This is a genomic window from Mycobacterium sp. ACS4331 (genome assembly GCF_001667265.1).
GTDB lineage: Bacteria > Actinomycetota > Actinomycetes > Mycobacteriales > Mycobacteriaceae > Mycobacterium.
In genome coordinates, this window is sequence record NZ_LZHW01000009.1 from 121928 (window position 1) to 145153 (window position 23226).

The 23226-nt window shown below is 67.0% G+C and carries 21 protein-coding genes and 1 pseudogene; 9 read left to right on the forward strand and 13 right to left on the reverse strand.

All coding sequences use genetic code 11. The features are described from left to right. Nucleotides 1–97 precede the first annotated feature (97 nt). From A5727_RS02475 to pe, 4 genes are all read left to right on the forward strand, one after another. Nucleotides 98–1519: a condensation domain-containing protein gene (locus A5727_RS02475; RefSeq protein WP_068243874.1), complete on the forward strand. Its 1422-nt coding sequence runs from the start codon at nucleotides 98–100 to the stop codon at nucleotides 1517–1519. Between the two features lie 23 nt (nucleotides 1520–1542). Continuing rightward, entirely contained in the window at nucleotides 1543–4542 is a 3000-nt protein-coding gene (locus A5727_RS02480) for an MMPL/RND family transporter (protein WP_068243877.1), read from the forward strand. Between the two features lie 121 nt (nucleotides 4543–4663). Further along, the gene (locus tag A5727_RS02485) at nucleotides 4664–6415 is read left to right on the forward strand and encodes an AMP-binding protein (RefSeq protein WP_286149972.1); all 1752 of its coding nucleotides are present in this window, start codon (nucleotides 4664–4666) and stop codon (nucleotides 6413–6415) included. Nucleotides 6416–6468: 53 nt separating this feature from the next. Next, nucleotides 6469–7608, forward strand: a complete 1140-nt coding sequence (gene pe, locus A5727_RS02490; protein WP_068243882.1) for an acyltransferase PE — start codon at nucleotides 6469–6471, stop codon at nucleotides 7606–7608. Here the strand turns inward: pe and A5727_RS02495 are convergent, their stop codons facing one another. Continuing rightward, a complete protein-coding gene (locus A5727_RS02495; protein ID WP_068243884.1) occupies nucleotides 7609–8289 on the reverse strand; it encodes a GAP family protein in 681 nt (226 codons plus the stop codon). Nucleotides 8290–8377: 88 nt separating this feature from the next. On the opposite strand from A5727_RS02495, the gene A5727_RS02500 reads away from it, so the two are divergent. Continuing rightward, nucleotides 8378–8863 (forward strand): flavin reductase family protein, encoded by a 486-nt coding sequence (locus A5727_RS02500; protein WP_068243887.1) that lies wholly within the window; start codon nucleotides 8378–8380, stop codon nucleotides 8861–8863. Between the two features lie 12 nt (nucleotides 8864–8875). On the opposite strand, the gene A5727_RS27290 is transcribed toward A5727_RS02500, so the two are convergent. The 5 genes from A5727_RS27290 to A5727_RS02520 all read right to left on the reverse strand — a co-directional run bounded on the left by A5727_RS27290 (nucleotide 8876) and on the right by A5727_RS02520 (nucleotide 13241). Further along, nucleotides 8876–9037, reverse strand: coding sequence for a hypothetical protein (locus tag A5727_RS27290; protein ID WP_157521182.1), 162 nt, complete (start codon nucleotides 9035–9037; stop codon nucleotides 8876–8878). A gap of 289 nt (nucleotides 9038–9326) precedes the next feature. Continuing rightward, nucleotides 9327–10076: a succinate dehydrogenase/fumarate reductase iron-sulfur subunit gene (locus A5727_RS02505; RefSeq protein WP_068243890.1), complete on the reverse strand. Its 750-nt coding sequence runs from the start codon at nucleotides 10074–10076 to the stop codon at nucleotides 9327–9329. Between the two features lies 1 nt (nucleotide 10077). Continuing rightward, nucleotides 10078–11985 carry a fumarate reductase/succinate dehydrogenase flavoprotein subunit gene (locus A5727_RS02510; RefSeq protein ID WP_068243893.1) on the reverse strand — a complete coding sequence of 636 codons (1908 nt, stop codon included), beginning with the start codon at nucleotides 11983–11985 and terminating at the stop codon, nucleotides 10078–10080. Nucleotides 11986–12020: 35 nt separating this feature from the next. Further along, nucleotides 12021–12863, reverse strand: coding sequence for a succinate dehydrogenase subunit SdhC (gene sdhC / locus A5727_RS02515; protein WP_068243895.1), 843 nt, complete (start codon nucleotides 12861–12863; stop codon nucleotides 12021–12023). Nucleotides 12864–12941: 78 nt separating this feature from the next. Continuing rightward, a complete protein-coding gene (locus A5727_RS02520; protein WP_068243896.1) occupies nucleotides 12942–13241 on the reverse strand; it encodes an Rv0250c family protein in 300 nt (99 codons plus the stop codon). A 169-nt stretch (nucleotides 13242–13410) separates the two neighbouring features. On the opposite strand from A5727_RS02520, the gene A5727_RS02525 reads away from it, so the two are divergent. Continuing rightward, complete coding sequence (locus A5727_RS02525; RefSeq protein WP_068243900.1) at nucleotides 13411–14169, forward strand: isocitrate lyase/PEP mutase family protein; 759 nt, start codon at nucleotides 13411–13413, stop codon at nucleotides 14167–14169. Between the two features lie 85 nt (nucleotides 14170–14254). On the opposite strand, the pseudogene A5727_RS02530 reads toward A5727_RS02525, so the two are convergent. Next, nucleotides 14255–14704: pseudogene (locus tag A5727_RS02530) on the reverse strand (Hsp20/alpha crystallin family protein); the annotation flags it as partial. A 203-nt stretch (nucleotides 14705–14907) separates the two neighbouring features. Between A5727_RS02530 and nirB the strand changes: the two are divergent. The 3 genes from nirB to A5727_RS26790 all read left to right on the forward strand — a co-directional run bounded on the left by nirB (nucleotide 14908) and on the right by A5727_RS26790 (nucleotide 18162). Next, the gene (nirB, locus tag A5727_RS02535; RefSeq protein WP_068243907.1) at nucleotides 14908–17442 is read left to right on the forward strand and encodes a nitrite reductase large subunit NirB; all 2535 of its coding nucleotides are present in this window, start codon (nucleotides 14908–14910) and stop codon (nucleotides 17440–17442) included. Then, nucleotides 17439–17786, forward strand: coding sequence for a nitrite reductase small subunit NirD (gene nirD, locus A5727_RS02540; RefSeq protein WP_068243914.1), 348 nt, complete (start codon nucleotides 17439–17441; stop codon nucleotides 17784–17786). Before nirB ends, nirD begins: the two co-directional genes overlap by 4 nt. 103 nt (nucleotides 17787–17889) lie before the next feature. Next, a complete protein-coding gene (locus A5727_RS26790; protein ID WP_082949560.1) occupies nucleotides 17890–18162 on the forward strand; it encodes a hypothetical protein in 273 nt (90 codons plus the stop codon). A gap of 62 nt (nucleotides 18163–18224) precedes the next feature. Here the strand turns inward: A5727_RS26790 and A5727_RS02545 are convergent, their stop codons facing one another. The 6 genes from A5727_RS02545 to A5727_RS02570 all read right to left on the reverse strand — a co-directional run bounded on the left by A5727_RS02545 (nucleotide 18225) and on the right by A5727_RS02570 (nucleotide 23153). Next, nucleotides 18225–18917, reverse strand: a complete 693-nt coding sequence (locus tag A5727_RS02545) for a sirohydrochlorin chelatase (protein WP_068243917.1) — start codon at nucleotides 18915–18917, stop codon at nucleotides 18225–18227. Beyond that, nucleotides 18914–20062, reverse strand: a complete 1149-nt coding sequence (locus A5727_RS02550; RefSeq protein ID WP_068243921.1) for a uroporphyrinogen-III synthase — start codon at nucleotides 20060–20062, stop codon at nucleotides 18914–18916. Before A5727_RS02550 ends, A5727_RS02545 begins: the two co-directional genes overlap by 4 nt. Before the next feature lie 176 nt (nucleotides 20063–20238). Further along, nucleotides 20239–21012: a class I SAM-dependent methyltransferase gene (locus tag A5727_RS02555; protein ID WP_068243924.1), complete on the reverse strand. Its 774-nt coding sequence runs from the start codon at nucleotides 21010–21012 to the stop codon at nucleotides 20239–20241. A gap of 22 nt (nucleotides 21013–21034) precedes the next feature. Next, nucleotides 21035–21580, reverse strand: a complete 546-nt coding sequence (locus tag A5727_RS02560) for a GNAT family N-acetyltransferase (RefSeq protein ID WP_068243927.1) — start codon at nucleotides 21578–21580, stop codon at nucleotides 21035–21037. A gap of 32 nt (nucleotides 21581–21612) precedes the next feature. After that, nucleotides 21613–22482: a 5-oxoprolinase/urea amidolyase family protein gene (locus A5727_RS02565; RefSeq protein ID WP_068244025.1), complete on the reverse strand. Its 870-nt coding sequence runs from the start codon at nucleotides 22480–22482 to the stop codon at nucleotides 21613–21615. Nucleotides 22483–22493: 11 nt separating this feature from the next. Then, nucleotides 22494–23153 (reverse strand): 5-oxoprolinase subunit B family protein, encoded by a 660-nt coding sequence (locus A5727_RS02570; RefSeq protein ID WP_068243932.1) that lies wholly within the window; start codon nucleotides 23151–23153, stop codon nucleotides 22494–22496. Nucleotides 23154–23226: the final 73 nt, after the last annotated feature.

Here is a 23226-nt window from a genome sequence, read left to right on the forward strand (position 1 = left end):
CTGGGCGATCACGGCCGAACCGAGCTATGTTCATTCGGCAGGCCTGTGTCGGGGGGGACGCGCAGGCCGCCTGGGAGTGTGTGAGAGGACCGGACGGGTGCGGATCGGCAGGATAACGGTTGGCCCACTTGGCGAATGGGCTTTGAAGCCGGGTTCGGTGACCTCATGGCACCCGACGGCCGAGTCGGTGGAGAAGGCCCTTCGGGCACCGTTGAGTTCGGTGCCCGTCAGCTACATGCAGGGGCAGCACCTTCGCAACTATGCGGAGCGCACAGGTGCCGGCCTGAACTTCTCGCGTCAGATCATCGCCAGCTGTGAAGTGCGTGGCCAGTGTGACATCTCCGCCATGGATGACGCCGTGAACACCTACCTGCGAAGGCATGACACTTTCCGAAGCTGGTTCGAGCACACGGATGACGGAAAGTTTGCCAGACGTGCACTCGAGGACCCCGCCGACATCGAGTTCGCGCCGGTCAACCATGGAAACATGACCATCGAGGAGATCCTTGCTCACGTCGTCGCCATACCGAGTCCTTTGGAGTGGGGATGTTTCACCTTTGGAGTGATTCAGAACGAGGACAACTTCACGTTCTTCGCGGCCATGGATCACGTTCACGGTGATGCCACGCTGATCGGCACCACGATGATGGAGGCCAACGGGATGTACTCGGCCTTGAGCGGCAGCGGTCTGGCGCTTGAGCTTCCGGAGGCCGGCAGCTTCGACGAGTTCTGTGTCCGCGAGCGTGAGCGCACCTCGGAGATGACGCTGGACTCCCCCGAGGTGCGCGCGTGGATTGAATTTGCCGAGAACAACAATGGCGGATTTCCGGAGTTCCCACTGCCGCTCGGCGACCCGGCGAAGTCGACCAGCAGCGATATGACCACCGAAGTCCTGATGGACCCCGGACAGACCGAACGGTTCGAGCAGGCGTGCACCGGGGCCGGTGCGCGCTTCGTGGGTGGTCTGTTCGCGTGCCTCGCCCAGGTGGAGCATGAACTGACCGGGGCGCTGACCTATTACGGTTTGACGCCGAGGGATTCACGCAACGCCACCGACAACTTCATGACCCAGGGCTGGTTCACGGGCCTGATCCCGATCACCGTCCCCATCGGGGCGGCGTCGTTCGGCGAGGCCGCGTGGTCGGCGCAGACATCGTTCGACTCGAATCTGAACATGGCCAAGGTGCCGTATTACCGGGTGCTGGAACTCGCGCCGTGGTTGAACTGGCCACAGCCGAACTTCCCGGTCTCGAACTTCTTTCACGGAGGTGCGGCGCCCTTGAATGCCGTCCTGGCGGCGGCGGAGATGGGGCTTGCGGAGAACATCGGCATCTATCCGGACGGCCGGTTCTCCTGCCAGCTCACGATCTACATCTTCCGATACGGCGAGGGTACGACGATGGCGATCATGCACCCCGACAATGACATCGCCCGTAAATCGGCGGCCCGCTATATGGCGGCGATGAAGTCCGTGTCTGTACAGGTCGCCGACAGTGGGCACTGGGGGCGCGTCGCGTAGCGCGATGTGAGGGTGAGGGCGATATGCGACGGCTGGCCGATGTGGTGGTGCGGTGGCCCCTGGTGGTCATCGGGATCTGGCTTGCCCTGGCCGTCGCCCTGCCGCTGACATTTCCCTCGCTGGGCGAGATGGCCCAGAAGCATCCCCTCCAGATCCTGCCCACCGACGCGCCCTCGAGTGTCGCGGCGGCGAAGATGTCCGAGGCGTTTCAGGAATCGGGCAACGACGACCTGATGTTGATCGCGCTGATCAACGAGAACGGTCTGGGACCCGACGACGAGGCCGTCTACCGCAAACTCGTGTCAGTCCTGCGTGACGACGTCAGCAACGTTGTGTCAGTTCAGGATTTCGTCAGTACGCCGCAACTTCGGCCCTTCCTGACGAGCGAGGACAAGACGACGTGGGTGCTGCCGGTCAGCCTTGAGGGGGAGTTGGGCACACCGCGGGCCTTCGAGTCCTTCAACCGGGTTTCAGATCTGGTTGAACGTCATTCGCCGGACCCTCCGCTGCGGGTGTACATCACCGGACCCGCCGCGACGGTCGCTGACCTCACGGTGGCCGGTGAGAAGGACCGGCTGCCCATCGAGATCGCCATCGCGGTCCTGGTCCTCGGCGTGCTTCTGCTGGTGTACCGCAGCGCGGTCACGATGCTGCTGCCGTTGGTGACGATCGGCGCGTCGCTGGTGATCGCGCAGGCCGCGGCGGCGGGTTTCTCGCAGCTGACCGGGGCGGGAGTCTCCAATCAGTCGATCGTCTTTCTGAGCGCGATCATGGCGGGCGCCGGGACCGACTATGCGGTCTTCATGATCAGCCGCTACCACGATTACCTGCGGTCGGGTCGCGACTACGACGAGGCGGTCAAGGCCGCGATGGTCTCGATCGGCAAGGTGATCGCCGCGTCCGCGACCACGGTCGGCCTGACGTTCCTGCTGTTGAGCTTCGCCAAGATGGGCGTGTTCAGGACGGTCGGGGTGACGGCGTCGATCGGGATCTTCGTCGCGTTCGTGGCCGGCATGACCCTGCTGCCGGCCATTCTGGTGCTCGCCGGGCCACGGGGATGGGTCAAGCCGAGGCGCGAACTGACCGCCCGGTTCTGGCGGCAGTCCGGCATCCGCATCGTCCGCAGACCCGTCACGCATCTGGTCGGCAGCCTGCTCGTCTTGGCCCTGCTGGCCAGCTTCGCGACCTTCGCGAACTACAACTACGACGACCGCAAGGTCGTCCCCGCCTCGGCGTCGAGTTCGGTCGGCTACGCGGCGGTGGAGCGCCACTTCCCGATCGCGCAGTCCATCCCCGAGTACATCCTGATCCAGTCGCCTCACGACCTTCGCTCCCCGCGCGCCCTCGCCGACCTGGAACAGCTGGCCTCGCGTGTCGCGCAACTGCCTGATGTCGGCCTGGTCAGCGGCGTGACCCGGCCGCTCGGCGAGGTGCCACCGGAGTTTCGGGCCACGTATCAGGCGGGCCTGGTCGGCGACCGATTGGCGGACGGCTCGGCCCAGATCGGTCAGCGCTCAGGTGACCTCAACCGTCTGTCGGAGGGTGCCGCCACTCTGGCCGACAGCCTCGCTGACGTGCGCAGGCAGGTGAATCAGATCGTGCCCAGCATCCAGGGGTTGGTGGACACGTTCTCGTCGGTGCGCACCGAGTACGGGGGCGACAAGCTGGTGCGGGACGTCGAGACCGCGGCCAAGCTGGTCGCCAGCATCAACGCGCTCGGCAACGCGATGGGCGTCAACTTCCGAGCGGTCAAGGACATGTTCGGCTGGATCGGCCCGGTCCTGGCGGCACTGCAGAACAACCAGGTCTGCGATGCCAACCCCTCGTGCGCCGACACCCGCATCCAGTTCCAGAAGCTCGTCGACGCGCGCAACGACGGGCAGCTCGACGAGATCAACAATCTGGCTCAGCAGCTTCAAGGCGTCGAGGACCGGCAGACTCTCAACACCGCGGTGAACCGGCTCAACGCCGCCATGGCCAGCGTCGCCAAGGCCGTGAAGGCCATGGGGCTGGACCGTCCCGGCGGCCCGCAGGCGGGTCTGGCGCAGCTGCAGCAGGGCGCCAACCGACTGGCAGGTGGCAGCCGGGAGGTGGCCGGCGGGGTGGAGGAACTGGTCAAGCAGGTCAAGGTGATCGCCGAGGGGCTCAACGAGGCGTCGACGTTCCTGTTGACCATGCGGACCAACGCCGCGGACCCTGCGCAGGCGGGGTTCAACATTCCCGCCGAAGTGCTGAACTTTCCGGACTTCAAGAAGGCCGCTGCGGCCTATGTCTCACCGGATGGTCACTCGGTGCGCTATCTGGTGCAGACCAAGCTCAACCCGTTCAGCTCCGAGGCGATGGATCAGGTCAACCAGATCGGTGATGTCGCCCGCGGCGCCCAGCCGAACACGTCGCTGTCGGACGCCACGATCTCGATGGGCGGTTTCCCCGTCGCGCTGCGGGACACCCGGGACTACTACCAGCGGGACATCCGGTTCATCATCGCCGCAACCCTGATCGTCGTGCTGCTGACGCTGATGGTGCTGCTGCGGACGGTGGTCGCACCGCTGTATCTGGTCGGGTCGGTGGTGGTGTCGTACTTCGCCGCCATCGGCATCGGCGTGCTGACCTTCCAAGTCCTGCTCGGTCAGCAGTTGCACTGGAGCGTGCCTCCGTTGGCGTTTGTGGTGCTGGTGGCGGTGGGCGCCGACTACAACATGCTGTTCGTGTCGCGAATGCGTGACGAATCGCCGCACAGCGTCCGGTTCGGGGTCATCCGCACGCTGAGTTCGACGGGCGGAGTGATCACCGCGGCCGGCCTGATCTTCGCGGCGTCGATGGCCGGCCTGTTGTTCTCCAGCATCGGCATCGTGGTCCAGGGCGGATTCGTGATCGGCGTGGGAATCCTGTTGGACACCTTCGTGGTCCGAACCATCACGGTGCCCGCCATCGCGACTCTGGTCGGGCGCGCGAACTGGTGGCCGTCGCGGTTCGGGCCGCAGCAACCGAAGCCGAGGGCGCCCGCCGAGGTGAGCGGGTAGCAGTCCGGCCAGCGCCCCCCAGCGATGTGTGTGAAACTACGAGACGAAAGCGACAGTGGTGAGCAATGCAGATGGTGCAGCCCTTCGCGGGGCCGTCGCTCCCGGGACCCCGGAGGTCACGCTGAATCAGTTCGCGCCGACGTCGTCTGCATCGATTCTGTCGATGCTGCACGGTCGCGCCAGTCTCCGGCCCCACGACGTCGCCTACACCTACACCGACTACGACCACGATCCGGCGGGTGTCGCCGAGACCGTCACGTGGTCGCAGCTGGCGCGCCGGGCCTCGAACGTCGCGCGTGAGATCGGTCGGTACGGGTCGGTCGGTGACCGGGCGCTGATTCTGGCGCCACAGGGTCTCGACTACATCCTGGCGTTTCTGGGCGCCATGCAGGCCGGACTCATCGCCGTCCCGCTCCCGCTCCCGCACCGGGGCTCGAATCACGACCGCGTGGACGCGGTCCTCGCCGACACCGAGCCCGCGGTCGTCCTGACGACGTCCGCGGCCTCGGCTGACGTGGCCGACGTCGTGGCCGCGGTCCGGCTGGACAGGGCGCCCAAGATCGTGGAGATCGATTCGCTGCACCTCGACGACGAGAACGGGCTGGACCTGGCGCCGACCGATCTGCCGAGCATCGCCTACCTCCAGTACAGCTCCGGGTCCACCCGGGCTCCCACCGGCGTGATGGTGTCGCACCGCAATCTGACGGCGAACTTCGATCAATTGATGCGCAGCTTCTTCGCCGACGTTCGTCTGCCCCCGGATGCCACCCTTGTGTCGTGGCTGCCGTTCTATCACGACATGGGTCTGGTGCTCGGAGTCTGCGCGCCGATCCTGTGCGGACATCGTGCGGAGCTGACGAGTCCCGTTGCGTTCCTTGAGAAGCCGTCCCGGTGGGTGCGCGCACTGGCCGAGAATCCGCACGCGTGGTCGTCGGCGCCCAACTTCGCGTTCGACCTCGCCGCACGCAAGACCAGCGACGACGACCTGGCCGGACTCGACCTGGGTGGTGTCGTGGGCATCATCAGCGGCGCCGAGCGCGTCGAACCTGCCACACTGCACCGCTTCGTCGATCGGTTCGCGCACTTCAACTTCGCCGATCACATGATGCGTCCGGCCTACGGTCTGGCCGAGGCCACGGTCTTCGTGACGGCGGGCACCTGGAACGAGGCATCGCCTGCGGGTCACTTCGACGCCGAGGAACTGGGAGCCGGCCGCGTGCGGCCATGTTCGCCCGGTAAGGGCACGGCGTTGGTGAGATACCGCGTGCCGCAGTCGCCCTCGGTGCGGATCGTCGACAGCGAGACGCGCCGCCTGTGCTCGCCCGGCGTCATCGGAGAGATCTGGGTGCACGGCGAGAACGTCGCCGAAGGCTACTGGGGTAAGCCGTCGACGGACCACAGCACCTTCGGTGCAACACTGGTCGAGCCGTCGCCCGGGACGCCGGACGGACCGTGGCTGCGCACCGGTGACCTCGGATTCATCCACGACGACGAACTGTTCGTCGTCGGCCGCATCAAGGACCTGCTGATCATCCGGGGCCGCAATCACTATCCCGAGGACATCGAGGCGACCGTGCAGGAGATCACCCGCGGACGGGTCGCGGCCATCTCGGTTCCCGTGCGCAGCACTGAGGAGTTGGTGACCGTCGTGGAGGTCAAGGGGTCGACCGATCTCGACGACGAGGCGATCCGTCGGCTCAGTGCGGTGAAGAGCGACGTCACCGCAGCGATCGCCAACGCGCACGGGTTGAGCGTCGCCGATCTCGTCCTGGTCCCCTCCGGGTCGATTCCGACGACGACGAGCGGCAAGATCCGCCGCGCCGCCTGCACTGTCCAATATCAACGGGAACAGTTCGTCCGGTTGGACGCATGAGCCGGAGTAGGGTTCGCAGTGCAGCCGAGCAGGGCGGGGAGGGTGCGTAGCCAGTGAGACGACTACTCGCGGTCGGCGCGACGCTGACCACCATCGGCGTCGTCGGGTGTCTGGGCCTCGGGCCCGCGGCGGCCGACGATCAGACGCCGGTGGTGCCACCGACCCCCGGCCCCGCCGAGGGGCCGCCCCCGCTGGGCACCCCCGGCCGGGCTTACGCCCTGGGCGGTGCGCACGTGCTGGGCATCCCGTACGACGAATACATCATGCGTACGGGTGCGGACTGGTTCCCCGGACTGGACCGGCAGATCGTCGACTACCCCGCCGGCCAGGTGCAGGGGCACACGCTGGAGCGGTTGTTCCCGGGTATCGGCCAACTCGAACGTTTCTTCCCGGGCATCGGCATCGACGGACCCAGTGTCGGGGAGTCGGTCGACGAGGGGACCCCGAACGTCATCAACGCGGTTCGGGCCGGCGGCAGGGGCACCGCGATCGGACTGTCCGAGGGTGCGATGGTCCTCAACGATGTGCAGGCCAAGCTCGCCTACGATCCGGCGGCCCCACCACCCGATGAGTTGAGCTTCGCGATGTACGGCGATCCGGTGGCCCGGCACGCCTTCGGCGAGAGCTTCCTGACCCAGATGTTCCCCGTCGGCAGTGTCGTCCCCTCGCTGGACTACCGCATTCCACCGCCGGTGGAGAGCCAGTACGACACATACCAATTCGTTTCGGCGTATGACAGCATCGCCGACTGGCCGGATCGGCCCGACAACTGGATCTCGGTGGCCAACGCAATCGTCGGCCTGGCGACCGGTCACACCGCCGTGGCCTTCACGAACCCCAGCATGGTGCCGCCGCAGAACATCCGGACCACCGTCAACTCCCGGGGCGCGAAGACCACGACGTTCATGATCCCCGAGGAGCATCTGCCGCTGGTGATGCCGTTCAAGTACCTCGGATTACCCAAGGACACACTGATCAAGCTCGACGCGGTGCTGATGCCCTACGTCGATGCCGGCTACTCCCGCAACGATGATCCGCTGACCGCGCCCGTCACGGTCGATCCGGTGAACGGCTATGACCCCGCGGCGGTCACCGCACCCGCGACGCAGGCCGCCTTCGGTGGCGGCGCCGACCCCGTGTCGCAGCTGTTGGCCGGGCTTCAGTACGTGTTGAACAACCGGCCCCAGCCCTGATCATCGCTGCAGGCCGACGACTCCGACCGCGATCAGGACGCAGCCGACCGTGGCCAGCAGAACGAACACTCCCCGCCGGCCCTGGGACCGCAGCCAGTCATAGAACGCCGACAACGCGGTGCGGGTGCGCTCGGGTGCGATCAGGTAGCACAGCAGCGGAATCTCGATGAGTGCGAAGGCGACCACGTTGAACGCGATCAAGGCTCCGAGTTGGGTCGTCGCCGCGGCCCCGGAGGCGACGATGAGTGCGAGCGCGGCGAGGTAGTCGACGGACGGCAGGGCGATCCCCAGACCGGCGATGCCTGCAGTCCAGAGGGAGCTGCCCGTCAACAGCCGTCGCGCGCGCGCCGTGACGGGTCCGAGCATGCGCATCAGCCGGTCCTGTGGCCCGTCGTCTCGGCCTCCGCCGAGAACACCCGCCGCGACCAGGACCGCATTGACCAGGATGAGGGCGCCGATGACGATCTGGACCCGGGGCAGCGTGAAATGCGCCGACCCGAGGGCGGGTCGCAGCGCGAACAACACGACCACGCCCACGGCGGTTCCCATCAGGAAGCCGCCGAGAAGGAATGTCAGGAGCTGCAGGGCCGGCTGCGGTCGGTTGATCATCAGGACCGTCATGCCGATCCGGAACGGCTCCAAGCTGACCGCGACGGCCATCATCAGGAGCGGTATCCACATGATGCGCGTCACACTACCGGCCGGAGCCCGCCCCCGGCTCACCCAGACGTGGCCGCCGCACGGGGTCACATGTGAAGATAGGTGAGTTATGAGCGCACCAGAACTGAGCCCGACATCGCTGCGTGAAGCGTTCGGCCATTTTCCGTCCGGAGTCATCGCCATCGCCGCCGAGGTGGACGGCACTCTCGTCGGCCTTGCCGCGAGCACCTTCGTGCCGGTCTCCCTGGACCCGCCGCTGGTGTCGTTCTGCGTGCAGAACTCCTCGACCACGTGGCCCAAGCTCAAGGATCTGCCGTCGCTGGGTATCAGCGTCCTCGGCGAGGCTCACGACGCCGCGGCCCGCACCCTGGCGGCCAAGACCGGCGACCGGTTCGCCGGGCTGGAGACCGAGTCACGCGAATCGGGCGCGGTGTTCATCCACGGAACGAGTGTGTGGCTCGAAAGCGCCATCGAACAGTTGGTGCCGGCCGGTGATCACACCATCGTGGTGCTGCGCGTCAGCGACATCACGGTCAATCCCGATGTGGCGCCGATCGTCTTCCACCGCAGCACGTTCCGCAAGCTGGGCGTCTGACCTCAGCGGGGTTCAGGGGCGCGCGGCAAGCTGCTCGCGGTAGCCCTCGATCCGCCGCTCGATCTCAGCCGCGTCCTCCGGTCTGCCCTCCTTGCGGGCAAGGTCGGCCCGGGCTGTGAGTTCCCGGATCGCGGTGCGAATGTCGTTGACGCTGACAGTCCCTCGGTGTGGCATGGCGTGCCTTTCGCCGGTTGCTCGCTGCTGATCCCGACTGTACGCGCGATACCTGGAAACGCCAGGGGGTCAACAGGCGTGCTGATGACGGCTGGGTCCGCCCCATCCCGGCCCGCGGCCCAGCCGCTCAGAGCACGCCTGTTGGTTCAGGCTCTTTCGCCTTGCTTCGCTGCGGCTCTATCGCCTGCTGGGGTTTGTTGGTTCAGGCTCTTTCGCCTTGCTTCGCTGCGGCTCTATCGCCTGCTGGGGCCTGTCGGTTCAGGCTCCTTCGCCTTGCTTCGCTGCGGCTCTATCGCCTGAACAGCTTGTTGCCCAGCCAGACGATCGGGTCGTACTTGCGGTCGACCACCCGCTCCTTCATCGGGATCAGCGCATTGTCAGTGATCTTGATGTGTTCGGGGCAGACCTCGGTGCAGCACTTGGTGATGTTGCACAGACCCAGGCCGAAGTCCTCCTGGGCCATGTTCTGCCGATCGACGGTGTCCAGTGGGTGCATGTCGAGTTCGGCGATGCGCATGTGGAACCGCGGGCCCGCGAACGCCTCTTTGTTCTCTTCGTGATCACGGACCACATGGCACACGTTCTGGCACAGGAAGCACTCGATGCACTTGCGGAACTCCTGGCTGCGGTTCACATCCTCCTGCTGCATCCGGTACTCACCCGGCTGCAGATCCTTCGGCGGGGTGAACGACGGGATCTGGCGCGCCTTCTCGTAGTTGAACGAGACGTCGGTGACCAGGTCCCGCATCACCGGGAAGGTCCTCAGCGGAGTGACGGTCACGGTCTCGTTCTCGTCGAACGTCGACATCCGTGTCATGCACATCAACCGGGGCTTGCCGTTGATCTCCGCGGAGCAGGACCCGCACTTGCCCGCCTTGCAGTTCCAGCGCACCGCGAGGTCCGGGGTCTGGGTGGCCTGCAGTCGGTGGATGATGTCGAGCACCACCTCGCCGTCGTTGACCTCGACCGTGAAGTCCTGCAGGCCGCCGCCGCTCTGGTCGCCCCGCCACACACGCATGCTGGCGTTGTAGGTGCCCATGTCAGCCCTTCCGTTCTGGGTGGTCGGCCAATTCCGCGTCGGTGTAGTACTTCTCGAGTTCGCTGAGTTCGAACACCGCGAGCAGGTCGGGCCGCATCGGCTCCTGCTGCTCGGGTGTCACGCTGACGCCCGGGACCACGTCGTCACCGCCCTCGGTTCGGCACACCAGCAGCGTGTTGCGCCAGTTGGCGTCCATCTCCGGATAGTCGTCGCGGGTGTGGCCGCCTCGACTCTCGGTCCGCTGCAGAGCGGCCTTGGCCACGCACTCGCTGACCAGCAGCATGTTGCGCATGTCGATCGCGAGGTGCCACCCCGGGTTGAACACACGGCCACCCTCGACCGTGACGTTCTGGTAGCGCCTCTTCAGTTCGTCGATCTTGACCAGAACCTCTTCCAGCTCCTCCTGCTTGCGGATGATGCCGGCCAGGTCGTTCATCGACTCCTGCAGTTCGGAGTGCAGCGTGTAGGGGTTCTCGGGGTTGTCCTTGGGCTCGAACGGTGAGAGCGCGAGCGTGGTGGCCTTCTCCAGTGCCGCGTCCGACACCGCGGGCCGGCTGCCCAGCCCACGGACGTAGTCCGCGGCCCCCAACCCGGCCCGCCGACCGAAGACCAGCAGGTCCGAAAGGGAGTTGCCGCCGAGCCGGTTGGACCCGTGCATACCTCCGGAGCACTCGCCCGCGGCGAACAGACCCGGAGTCGCCGCGCCGCCGGTGTCGGGATCGACCTCGATGCCGCCCATCACGTAGTGGCAGGTCGGTCCGACCTCCATCTCGTCCTTGGTGATGTCCACCTCGGCCAGCTCGATGAACTGGTGGTACATCGACGGCAGGCGGCGCTTGATCTCCTCGGCGGGCATGCGTGAGGCGATGTCGAGGTAGACGCCGCCGTGCGGTGTTCCGCGCCCGGCCTTGACCTCACTGTTGATGGCGCGGGCCACCTCATCGCGGGGGAGCAGGTCAGGGGTGCGGCGAGCGGAGTCGTTGTCCTTGAGCCACTGGTCGGCCTCCTCCTCGGTTTCGGCGTACTGACCCTTGAACACCGAGGGGATGTAGTCGAACATGAACCGCTTGCCCTCGGAGTTCTTCAGCACCCCGCCGTCGCCGCGGACACCCTCGGTGACCAGGATGCCCTTGACCGAGAGCGGCCAGACCATGCCGGTCGGGTGGAACTGGATGAACTCCATGTTGATCAGGCCCGAGCCGGCGCGCAGCGCCAGGGCGTGCCCGTCCCCGGTGTACTCCCAGGAGTTGGACGACACCTTGAACGATTTGCCGATGCCGCCGGTCGCCAACACCACCGCGGGCGCTTCGAACAGCACGAAGTTGCCGGTCTCGCGGTAATACCCGAAAGCGCCCGCGATCGCGTCGCCGTCCTTGATCAGGTCGGTGATGCTGGTTTCGTGGAAGACCTTGATGCGCGCCTCGTAGTCACCGAGTTCGCGCTTGTCCTCCTGCTGCAGCGAGACGATCTTCTGCTGCAGGGTGCGGATGATCTCCAAGCCGGTGCGGTCGCCGACGTGTGCGAGGCGCGGATAGGTGTGGCCGCCGAAGTTGCGCTGGCTGATCTTGCCGTCCTTGGTGCGGTCGAACAGGGCGCCGTAGCTCTCGAGCTCCCAGACGCGGTCGGGGGCCTCCTGGGCGTGCAGTTCGGCCATCCGCCAGTTGTTCAGGAACTTCCCGCCGCGCATGGTGTCACCGAAATGCACCTGCCAGGAGTCCTTGGTGTTGACGTTGCGCATCGCCGCGGCGCACCCGCCCTCGGCCATCACGGTGTGGGCCTTGCCGAACAGCGACTTCGTCACCACGGCAACCCGCAGACCCCGTTCCCGTGCCTCGATGACAGCTCGCAGACCCGCGCCGCCGGCACCGATCACGACAACGTCGTAGGAGTGCCGTTCCAGCTCAGTCATGTGAAACCACTCGCCCTCTCGCGTGTATGTACTTGTCAGCCAATGAATCTCAGGTCAGAAATGGTGCCGCTGGCCACCAGCATGATGTAGAAGTCCGTCAGCATCAGCGTGCCGAGGGTGATCCACGCGTACAGCATGTGGCGGGTGTTGATCTTGGACACCTGAGTCCAAATCCAGTACCGCACAGGGTGCTTGGAGAAGTGCTTGAGCCGCCCGCCGGTGACGTGCCGGCAGGAGTGGCAGGACAGCGTGTAGACCCACAGCAGAGTGACGTTGACAACCAGGATGACGTTGCCCAGGCCGAACCCGAAGCCGCCGCCGGGCTTGGCGAAGGCGATGATCGCGTCGTAGGTGTTGATCAGCGAGATCAGCACCGCGATGTAGAAGAAGTACCGGTGCGAATTCTGCAGGATCAGAGGGAACTTCGTCTCACCGGAGTACTTGGCGTGCGGTTCGGCCACCGCGCAGGCGGTCGGCGACTGCCACACCGACCGGTAATAGGCCCGCCGGTAGTAGTAGCAGGTCAGCCGGAACAGCAGCAGGAACGGCAGCGACACCGCGGCGTACGGCAGCCACCACACGTCGGGCAGGAACTGTCCGAAGTGACTGGCCTCCGGAACGCAACCCGACTGCGTGGCCTCGTTCCACTTGACCAGGCAGGGGGAGTAGAACGGCGTCAGATAGCCGTACTCGGCGACGTAGTAGTCGCGCTGCATGAACGCGCGCACCGTGGCGTAGATGACGAACACGGCCAGGCCGAGATCGGTGAGGATCGGTGCTTTGCGCCAGTTGTCGGTGCGCAGGGTCTTCTGCGGGATCCTGGCGCGGGTGGCGGAGAAGACGCCGGTCTTCGAGCGGTCGGCTGTGGGCGCGCTCATATCACTCAAGTTCCCTTCTTCGACGGCATGCGTCAGGGGCTGGGGAGGGGAGGGGTAAGCGGGACGTGCAGTTCCGGGTTATCGGCGCGGATTGTGGCCGCCGACGCCTTCGTCGTCGACGTCACGCCAGAAGTCCTGGTCGTACTGCGTGTCCGGAACCGGGATCTTCTCGCCGGAGTGCCGTTCGGTGCATCGTGACAGGTCGAGGTCGTTCGCATCGGTGTCGAGCAGGTCGACGTCGTTGAGGATGCGCTCGGCATCGAGCACGATCCGCCGCATGGCGGGGCTCTCGCCGTACCGGGACCGCAGCGAACTGACGCAACGGCGCAGGTTGGAGACGAGATCGTGCAGTTCGGCGAGTTCAGTGGTGCTGGACAAGCGACCTCCTTGGGCTGAAGGTGTCATGGATCACATTACGACAACCGATGCTAGTCACATCACGATCGAAACGTGACTCGCGTCACGTCTGGAATGTCGCGGGACTGCCTGCGATTGGCTATGGACACCGGAGAGCAACCGATCCGAGGGGACCGACGAAGGAGATGTGATGAGTCAATCAGAACTGGCGCAGAAGGCCGACGCGCTGCTGGCGCTGCACGTGCCGGGCAACCCGGTGGTGCTGCCCACGGTGTGGGACGCCTGGTCGGCCGCGCTCGCCGTGGACGCGGGCTTCGCGGCCCTGACCGTCGGGAGCCATCCGGTGGCCGACTCGGTGGGCAAACCCGACAACGAGGGCATGTCCTTCGATGACCTGCTGGACCGCGTTGCGCAGATCACCGGCAAAGTCGACGTGCCGATTTCGGTCGATGTCGAATCCGGCTACGGACTGCCTGGAGAGGATTTGATCGCCGGCCTTCTGCGGGTCGGCGCGGTGGGGCTCAACATCGAGGACACCGTGCACGGCGAGGGCAAACGGCTGCGGTCCTCGAGTGAGCACGCGGGGTTGGTCGGGACGCTGCGGCAGGCCGCCGACGCGGCAGGTGTGCACGTGGTGGTCAATGCCCGCACCGATCTGTTCCTGCGTCAGGACGGTGACGAGGCTGACCGCGTCGACCGTGCCATCGCCCGCATGAAGGAGGCCGCCGAGGCCGGGGCCGACTCGCTGTACCCGGTCGGTCGGCACGATCCAGACACGCTGCGCCGCTTGACTTCCGAGCTCCCACTACCGGTCAACGCGATTGCTCTGCCGGACCAGGACGATCCCGCGTCCTTCGGCCCGCTGGGGGTCGGCCGGATCAGTTTCGGTCCGTTCCTCCAGGCCGCGCTGTCCGCGCGGACGAAGGAGATCCTGTCCCGCTGGGGCTGAGGCTGAAACGCCGAGACTGCGGTGAGCGCGAACTCCCGTCTGGGATCGCGCCCACCGCAGTCTTGGTCGGAGGTTGCTTTGATTCGATCGAAATGCGCTGAGCGCCGGGGATTTCCGGCTTCCTGTGCGCACCCGCCACCCGTACGGTGAGCACCCCGGCCTCGTATGAGGCGGTGACCGCGTCACCCGTGACGTGCTCGGGCAGCGCGAAGGCGCGACGGAACGAGCCGTACCGAACCTCGCGCAGTGTTCGGCCGTCCTTCTCCTCGGCGAACTCGTCGCGCCGCTCCCCGTGGATCACCAGGTGGCCGTTCTCGACATCGACGTTGACGTCCTTGGCGACGTCGACGCCGGGCAGTTCCAGGCGGACGACGGCGTCGTCGCCGTCCTTGATGACCTCGGCGGCCGGATTGAAGGCGGCCTGTTCGAGGTTCAACGGCTTGATCCAGTCGGCGAAGGCCGCCGGGCCGAAGAGATCGTGGGCCCAGCGATCGGCGGGCCACGACGGACGCGCCCACAGTGCCACGTTGCTCATGTTCCACTCCTGTCCTAGGCCGACGCCCCTCGCCAGCCTGCTTCATCACTACAAACTTGAGTCGACCACGCTAAAGTTCCAACCTGGTGTTCGCCCTCGGCGAACCGGCCTCACAGCGCGGTATCGGGTGTGTGAGCACGATGTGATGATCGGTTCACACCGAGACGACATCGCGGCAATAACGGCTGCTTAGCGTCTGGGGAATGCAGTCACACACGTGCGTCGTGGTGGGCCACGGGATGGTCGCGCACCGCTTCGTCGAGGCGTTGCGCGCCCGGGACACCGACGGCGACTGGTACATCACCGTTCTGGGTGAGGAGCCCGACCCCGCCTACGACAGGGTCGGGCTGACCTCCTACACCGAGCACTGGGACCGCACGCGGTTGGCGCTGAGCGGCAACACCTACGCCGATGACCCACGTGTGCGCCTCGAACTCGGTGCCCGCGTCACGGAGTTGGACCGCCATCGGCAGGTCGTGACCACCGATGCGGGTGAACAGTTCGGCTACGACGTGCTGGTCCTCGCGACGGGTTCCTACGCCTTCATCCCACCGGTGCCGGGGCATGACCTGCCCGGCTGCCATGTGTACCGGACCCTCGACGACCTCGACGCGATCCGCCATGCGGCGCAGGCCGCGACGACGTCCGGACACACTGAGCGCGCGGTGGTGATCGGCGGCGGACTGCTCGGCCTCGAGGCCGCGAACGCGTTGAAGGGGTTCGGCCTGCACGCCCACATCGTGGAGATGGCGCCACGGCTGATGGCCCAGCAGCTCGATGAGGCGGGTGGCGCGCTGCTGGGCACCATGATCTCGGCGCTGGGCATCGACGTGCACCTCGCGGTCGGCACGCAGTCCATCGCGGAGACCGGCCACGGCAGCCTGGCCGTCACCCTGTCGGACGGCGCCACCATCGACGCCGGCGTCGTGGTCTTCGCGGCCGGAGTGCGTCCCCGCGACGAGCTCGCCCGGTTCGCCGGGCTTGAGATCGCCGAACGCGGTGGCGTGCTCACCGATCTGTCCTGTGCCACCAAGGACCCGCACATCTACGCGATCGGTGAGGTCGCCGCGATCGAGGGTCGCTGTTACGGGCTCGTGGCACCCGGATACACGACGGCCGAAGTGGTCGCAGACCGTCTGGTGGGCGGCGGTGCGGAGTTCCCCGGCGCTGACATGTCCACCAAACTCAAGCTGCTCGGTGTCGACGTCGCCAGCTTCGGTGACGCCATGGGCGTCACACCCGACTGCCTCGAGGTGGTCGTCAACGACCCGGTCAATCAGACCTATGCCAAGCTCGTCCTCTCCGATGACGCCAAGACGCTGCTCGGCGGTGTGCTCGTGGGGGATGCGTCGTCCTACGGTGTGCTGCGGCCCATGGTCGGCGGGCAGCTTCCCGGCGACCCGCTCGCACTGATCACGCCGGCCGACACCCGTTCGGGCGCGGCCGCTCTCGGCGTCGGCGCGCTGCCCGACGACGCCCAGATCTGCTCGTGCAACAACGTCACCAAGGGCCAGCTCAAGGACGCCATCTGCGGCGGATGCGCCGACGTCGGAGGGCTCAAGTCGTGCACCACCGCCGGCACGTCGTGCGGATCCTGCGTACCGCTTCTCAAGCAGCTTCTCGAGGCGCAGGGCGTCGAGCAGTCCAAGGCCCTGTGTGAACATTTCAGCCAGTCCCGGGCGGAACTCTTCGAGATCATCACGGCCACCGGCACGCGCACCTTCAGCGGACTGATCGCCCGGTTCGGTACGGGCGCCGGCTGTGACATCTGTAAGCCGGTGGTCGCATCCATTCTGGCGTCGACCGGTTCGGAGCACATCCTCGACGGCGAGCAGGCCTCGCTGCAGGACTCCAACGATCACTTTCTGGCCAACATCCAGCGCAACGGAAGCTACTCGGTGGTGCCCAGGGTGCCCGGCGGCGACATCACCGCCGATCAACTGATCCTGATCGGCGAGGTGGCCAAGGAGTTCGGGCTCTACACGAAGATCACCGGCGGGCAGCGCATCGACCTGTTCGGCGCCCGTGTCGAACAACTGCCACTGATCTGGAAGCGCCTGATCGACGGCGGAATGGAGTCCGGGCACGCCTACGGCAAGGCGCTGCGCACGGTCAAAAGCTGTGTGGGCAGTGACTGGTGCCGTTACGGGCAGCAGGATTCGGTCCAGTTGGCCATCGACTTGGAGCTGCGTTACCGCGGGCTGCGGGCACCGCACAAGATCAAGATGGGCGTGTCCGGATGCGCGCGGGAATGCGCGGAGGCCCGGGGCAAGGACGTCGGCGTGATCGCGACCGAGACGGGGTGGAACCTCTACGTCGGCGGCAACGGCGGGATGACGCCCCGCCACGCGCAGTTGTTGGCCGGGGATCTCGACACCGCGACGCTCGTGCGTTACATCGACCGGTTCCTGATGTTCTACATCCGCACCGCGGATCGCCTACAGCGCACGGCGCCGTGGGTTGAGAGCCTCGACGGCGGGATGGGTCACCTGCGTGATGTCGTGTGCCACGACTCGCTCGGCCTGGCCGAGGAGTTCGAGGCAGCCATGGCCCGCCATGTCGAGGGGTATTCGTGCGAATGGAAGGGCGTGCTCAACGATCCGGACAAGCTCTCCCAGTTCGTGTCCTTCGTCAACGCACCGGAAACCCCGGATCCCACAGTGCAGTTCACCGAACGGTCGGGCCGCATGGTGCCGATCGGTATGCCCGCCTTCACGCCTCGAAAGGATCAGCCATGACGCTGTTGAACGACATCGCGGTCTGGACTGCGGCATGCCACTACGACAGCCTCCGTGCGGGCCGCGGCGTTGCGGTTCTGTTGGACGACGGATCGCAGGCCGCTCTGTTCCGGCTTCCCGACGGGAGCCTGCACGCCGTGGGCAACATCGACCCGTTCTCGGGCGCCGCGGTGCTGTCGCGGGGCATCGTCGGTGACCGGGCGGGACGACCGACGGTGCAGTCGCCCATCAAGAAGCAGGCCTTCTCGTTGGAGGACGGGACGTGCCTGGACGATTCCTCGATCAGTGTCCCGGTCTACGCCGTCCGCACCGGCGAGAACGGGATCGTCGAAGTCGGCCGCTGAGGCCCGCGGACCGATCCTGTTGTGCTTCACTTGGTCCACGATCAAGGAGGCCAGCATGAAGCGATGGACCAGAGTCGCGCTCGTCGGCATCTCTGCGGTGGCGATGGCGACGGGAATCGAAGCGCTCGGAGCAGTCGCCGCGCCCGCGACCAGTCTGGCCGACGTGTGCGGAAGCGTCGGCGGTCGTCATGTCTCGGTGAGCGGCTGCGGCAGTGTCGCCGATGCAATCGCGCCGTGGGTTCCGCCGCCTTCGGAGTACGCGCCGCTGCCCGAAGACTATGAGTCGGCGCCACCTCCGCCGCCGCCCCCGCCTGCGCCGAACGTCTCGGTGTGCGCCAACGTGGGCAGACGCATCAGCGTGAGCGGGTGTATTTAGTCGGGTCGTCCCGGGGCATCCGCCGGGAGCGCGGCTGAGCACCCAGGCGACCCCAGGCGACCTCAGGCGCTCATCAGCGACGGCGCCGCAGCCCGGCGGAAGCGTGACGCGATCAGTCGCACAGTCCCGGGGTGCAGGCCCAATGGTTCGGTGACGACGTCGGCGCCCGATGCGCGTAGGCGATCCTGAAACAGCCCGTCCGCCAACAGATACGACACCACCACCACGCGCCGGGCTCCGTGGTTGCGCAATCGTGCCACGGCCTCGGCGACTCGGGGTTCGCCGGTCGCGGCATAGGCCAGTTCCACGCGGCTTCCCAATGCGGCAGACAGCAGCGTCGCGGTGACGCGCAGGTCCCGCTGGGCGTTGAGATCCGACGTGCCCGCGGCGCAGAGGATCACCGAATCGTCCGGCTGCCAACCCGATTCGATGAGGCGCTCGGTCACGACCCGCACCATCTGCGGGCACGGGCCCAACGCCGGCGTGACCGTCACGTCGGGGTGGCCGCTGGCCTCGACGTGCTCGGGAATGTCGTTGCGGACGTGGTGGCCGCTGGAGAGGAAGGCCGGCACCAGCACCGCGGGCCGCCCGTCCAGCGAGGCCAGCACCTCAGCGGGCGTGGGGCCCAGCACGTCGACGAAACCCACCCGCACCGGCCGGCGCAGGGTCGCGCTGACCCGGTCCGCCAGATGCCCGATCATCTCCACGCCATCGGGTTTGCGTGTCCCGTGCGCGACCAGCACCAGATCCCTCATGCCGCACCAGCCGGATGTTCGTCGACGGCCAGCCGATAGCCCCGTTTGACCACGGTCGCCACGATGCTCTTGTCGCCCAGTGCTGTTCGCAGTCTCAGCACCGCGGTCTCGACCGCGTGGGTGTCGGTGCCGGCGCCCGGCAGCACGGCGAGCAGATCGCGACGCGACACCACGGTTCCGGGACGGTGTGCGAGTGCGCGCATGGTGGCCATCGCCGCGGGGGAGAGGGACTTCACCGAACCGTCGACCACGACGCACGTTCCGCGGATCTCCACGTGGTGACCCGCGGCCAGCACCGTGCGGGAGCGCAGCAACGGAAGCTCATCGGTGATGTGACGGGCCAACGCACCCAACCGCATCCGCTCAGGCGACGACGTCGGCACCCCGAGGCGCACCAGTGGGCGGGCCGTCACCGGTCCGACGCACATGGCGTGCACGGGTCCGCGCAGCGCGGTCAGCACTTCGGCCTCGACCCCGAGGTCGGCGGCCCGCAGCAGCGTCGCCGCAACGGCGGGCGCCGAGGTGAAGCTGACGGCGTCGTACTGTTGGTCGGCGATCCCGTACACGAGCGAATCGAAGGCGCCTCCGCGTGGCGCCGGCCGCCACCGGTAGACGCGGATCGGCACGACGTCAGCGCCCGCGGCCCGCAGTTCATCGAGGAACTCGGGGAAGGGGTCCCACTCGTCGGTTGCACCGTGCAGCTGCACCGCGATGCGCTGGCCGGTGATGCCGGCTTCCCGCAGGTACTGCAGCACCTCCCGCGACGACTCCGACTCCGGGGACCACTCCTCGGGCAGGTCAGCGGCCCGCAATGCACCCGTGGCCTTAGGCCCTCGCGACACGACGCGGGCCCGGCCCAGCGCCGCGGTGAGTTCGGCGGCCAAACCCCAGCCGTCGGCGGCAGCCATCCAGCCGCGAAACCCGATCCCGGTGGTGGCGACCACGATGTCGGGCGGTGTCGTGATCAGGGCTTCGGTGTTGCGGTGCAGTTCGTCGTCGTCCGGCAGCGGGACCATCTCGATGGCGGCCGCGGCGCAGACCGTTGCGCCGCGGCGGCGCAGCAGCGTGCAGAGCTCCTCGGAGCGTCGTGCGGCGGTCACCGCCACGCGGTATCCGGTCAGCGGTGCCCAGTCGTTCTCGGGCATGGCTCCTGTGTAGAGAGACGATGTTTCGCACGCGTTACTCAACGATTGCGGCGATGTCTCACCCCGGCCGCGTGTGGTCATGCACTTCACGCTAGGAACGGTTTGTTGCACCAATACGCCTGGCCGTGACTCCGCGGTGAACATGCGCTCACCCCAGCTGAATGCGGAGTGTGAGGTCAGCCGACGCGGGTGGCGTGGACGACCGTGAACGGCAGGTGCACCAGGCCATCATCGATCAACGGCAGGATCACTGCCATCCGCTCGGCCATCTTCTCCATCTCCGCACTGCGTTCGGTGGGTGTGTCCCCGGGCGGCGGCCCCGGCGGGGCGGTGAAGCCGGCGGTGTTGCCCAGGTAGGTGGTGGGTCCGAGGAAGTCCACCTGCCATCCGTTGCGGGTGAGGACGTCGCGCAGCGTGGCGTCGGGCACCCCGTGCATGGGCGTGATCACGCCGTTGACGCCTGCATCGGCGAAGCAGTAGATGAACCAGCGGGCCCCGGGCCTGGTGGCGCGGTGCAACCCTGCGGCGTAGGCGTGCCGTCCCTCGTCGTCGAGGCAGTGCATCAGCGCGCTGTCGATCACGGTGTCGAACCGGTTGTCGTATCCCGTCAACGCGGTGGCGTCGGCGACTCCGAAGGTGATGACGGCGCCGACGTCGGCGGCGCGCTGGCGGGCCTGCTCGATCGCGGCCTCCGACCCGTCGAGGGCCGTGACCGGATGACCGCGAGAGGCGAGATAGATGGCGTTGTCGCCGAGGCCGCAGCCGATGTCGAGGACCTCGCCGTTGATCGCGCCGAGGGCCTCGAGTTCTCGCAGCCGCGGCTGGGCCTGTCCGATGTCCCAGGGGATACCGTTGGGTGGTGGGCCGCCTTCGACGATCGGCTCGCCGCGATAGAGGTGGTCGAAGGATTCAAGTGTGGGGCGGAATTCATCCGGAGACTGCTCCGTCACCCCATCCAAAGTACGCCCGAATTCACCAGACGTCGCCGTCGCGCCAGTCGCACATCAGCTCCGCATCGATGTTCATCTCGACGTCGACCGGCAGGACGAAGACGTTGTGGTCGTCGTCCGGTGTCCGGGTCGGTCCGCCGGGGGCCAGCACCGACGTCGGCCCCTGCCACAGCTGCCAGCCTCGGCCGGCGTAGAAGCCGTGGGAATTCTCGGCAGCGCCCAGGGCGCCGAGCACGTACGCTCCGCGGATCACCTGTTCAACCGCCGCCATCACCGCCGCGCCGAGTCCGTGCCCACGCCAGTCCGGGTGTACGGCAACGGCTTCGACGTATCCACAGCGCAGTGCCGCGCCGCGGTGGAGCACGCGGCGCTGCACCACCGAGGCGTGCGCGATCACCGCGCCGTGGTGGGTCACCAGAGCATGCATGCCGCCCAGCGCGTGTTCCCAGTCGTCATCGGAGAATTCACCACGGAACGCGGTGCCGAGCATGTGACGGGCGTCCTGCCGGGTCTCGTCATCGAGATCCGAGGTGTGCAGCAGGCGGGCGGTGTGGACCTCCGGGTGCACGCTTGAGTCCCCTCTCGCCGGCGTCGGAAGTGCTAGCCGCGGGGGCGCGCCCAGTGCAGTCGAACGGGTTGCCCGGGCCGGATCTGGGCGACCTTGTCGATGTCGGCGTCGACGATCACGCCCGCGACGGGATAGCCACCGGTCACCGGGTGGTCGGGGCCCAGGATCACCGGTTGGCCGTTGGGCGGCACTTGGATTGCGCCGCGAGTCGCGCCCTCCGACGGCAGCTGTCGATCCGGCCAGCGGTACCGCATGGGGGTCCCGCTGAGGCGCATGCCCACGCGGTCGCTGCGCTCGGACGCGATCCAGATGGTGTGCACCAGCGCATCGGGATCGACGAACCAGTCGTCGCGGGGTCCGGCGATGGCGCGAAGATCAACCATCTGGCTTTCGATCCCGGCCACCGGCGCCTGGTCGACCTCGGGATACTCCCCGTTGTGGATGCCGATGCGCAGAACGTCGCCACGTTGAAGCGGCGTGGGCCCGATCGCCGACATCACGTCGTAGCTGCGCGACCCCAACACGGGTTCGACGTCGATGCCGCCGCGCACCGCGAGATAGCTTCGCATGCCGGTGTAGGGCGACCCAAGGGTGATCACGTCACCGTCCCTGACATGGCAGATGCTGTTGGTGCCGAACAGCTTTCCGTTCACCATGGGATCGGTGTCCGCTCCGGTCACCGCGATGGCCGCATCACCGCCCTGCACCCGCGCGACGAGTCCACCCATCGTGACCTCGACGGTGGCCCGGTCATCCGGGTTGGCCACCAAACGGTTGGCCAGTGTGTGTGAGCGCCTGTCGGCCGCGCCGGACCTGGTGACGCCCAGATGGGCCTTGCCGGTGCGACCGAGGTCTTCGACGAGGGACAGCGGACCGGTGTGCATGATCTCCAGCGTTGTCATGACGGTTCCCTTCACGCGGCCCTGAACTGCACCCACATGCCCGGCGTCAGCAACGCCGGATTCTCGCGGTCGATGTCCCACAGCACGGCGTCGGTGTGGCCGATCAGCTGCCATCCGCCGGGGGACTCCCGGGGGTAGACGCCGCTGAACTCGCCGGCGAGGCCGATCGCTCCAGCGGGCACCCTGGTCCGGGGCTCGCTTCGGCGTGGGACGTGCAGTCTGGGGTCGCCGCCGACGAGATAGGCGAACCCGGGGGCGAAGCCGCCGAACCCGACGCGCCACAACGTGCCGGTGTGCGCGGCGATCACCCCGACGGGGTCCAACCCGGTGAGCCGGCCCACCTCGACGAGGTCTTCACCGTCGTAGACGACGTCGATCACCACGTCGGGCTGGCCATCGGCAGGGGCGTCCGCGACCGGCTCGGTGAGGGGGAGTTTGGCCAGTCGCTGCCGGGTCGGAGCCTGGTAGCGCGGACCGTCGAGTTTGACCAGCACGGTTCGTGCGGCCGGGACGATGTCGAGGACTCCCGGCAGTTCCGCGCGCCGCAACGTGGCCGTCCAGGCCAGCACCTCGGCCGCGTCCTCGCATTCAAGAAGCAGGGCGCAGTCGCCGTAGTCACGCACCACGCGTTGCGTCCTGCCTGAGGTTTTCAAGTCCACCGTGACGCTCATGACCTGACGTTACCGCTGAGTAGCTTAGGAAGCTCGTGGCTTTAAAGGGTCGCCAGAGGGGCCTTATCAACAT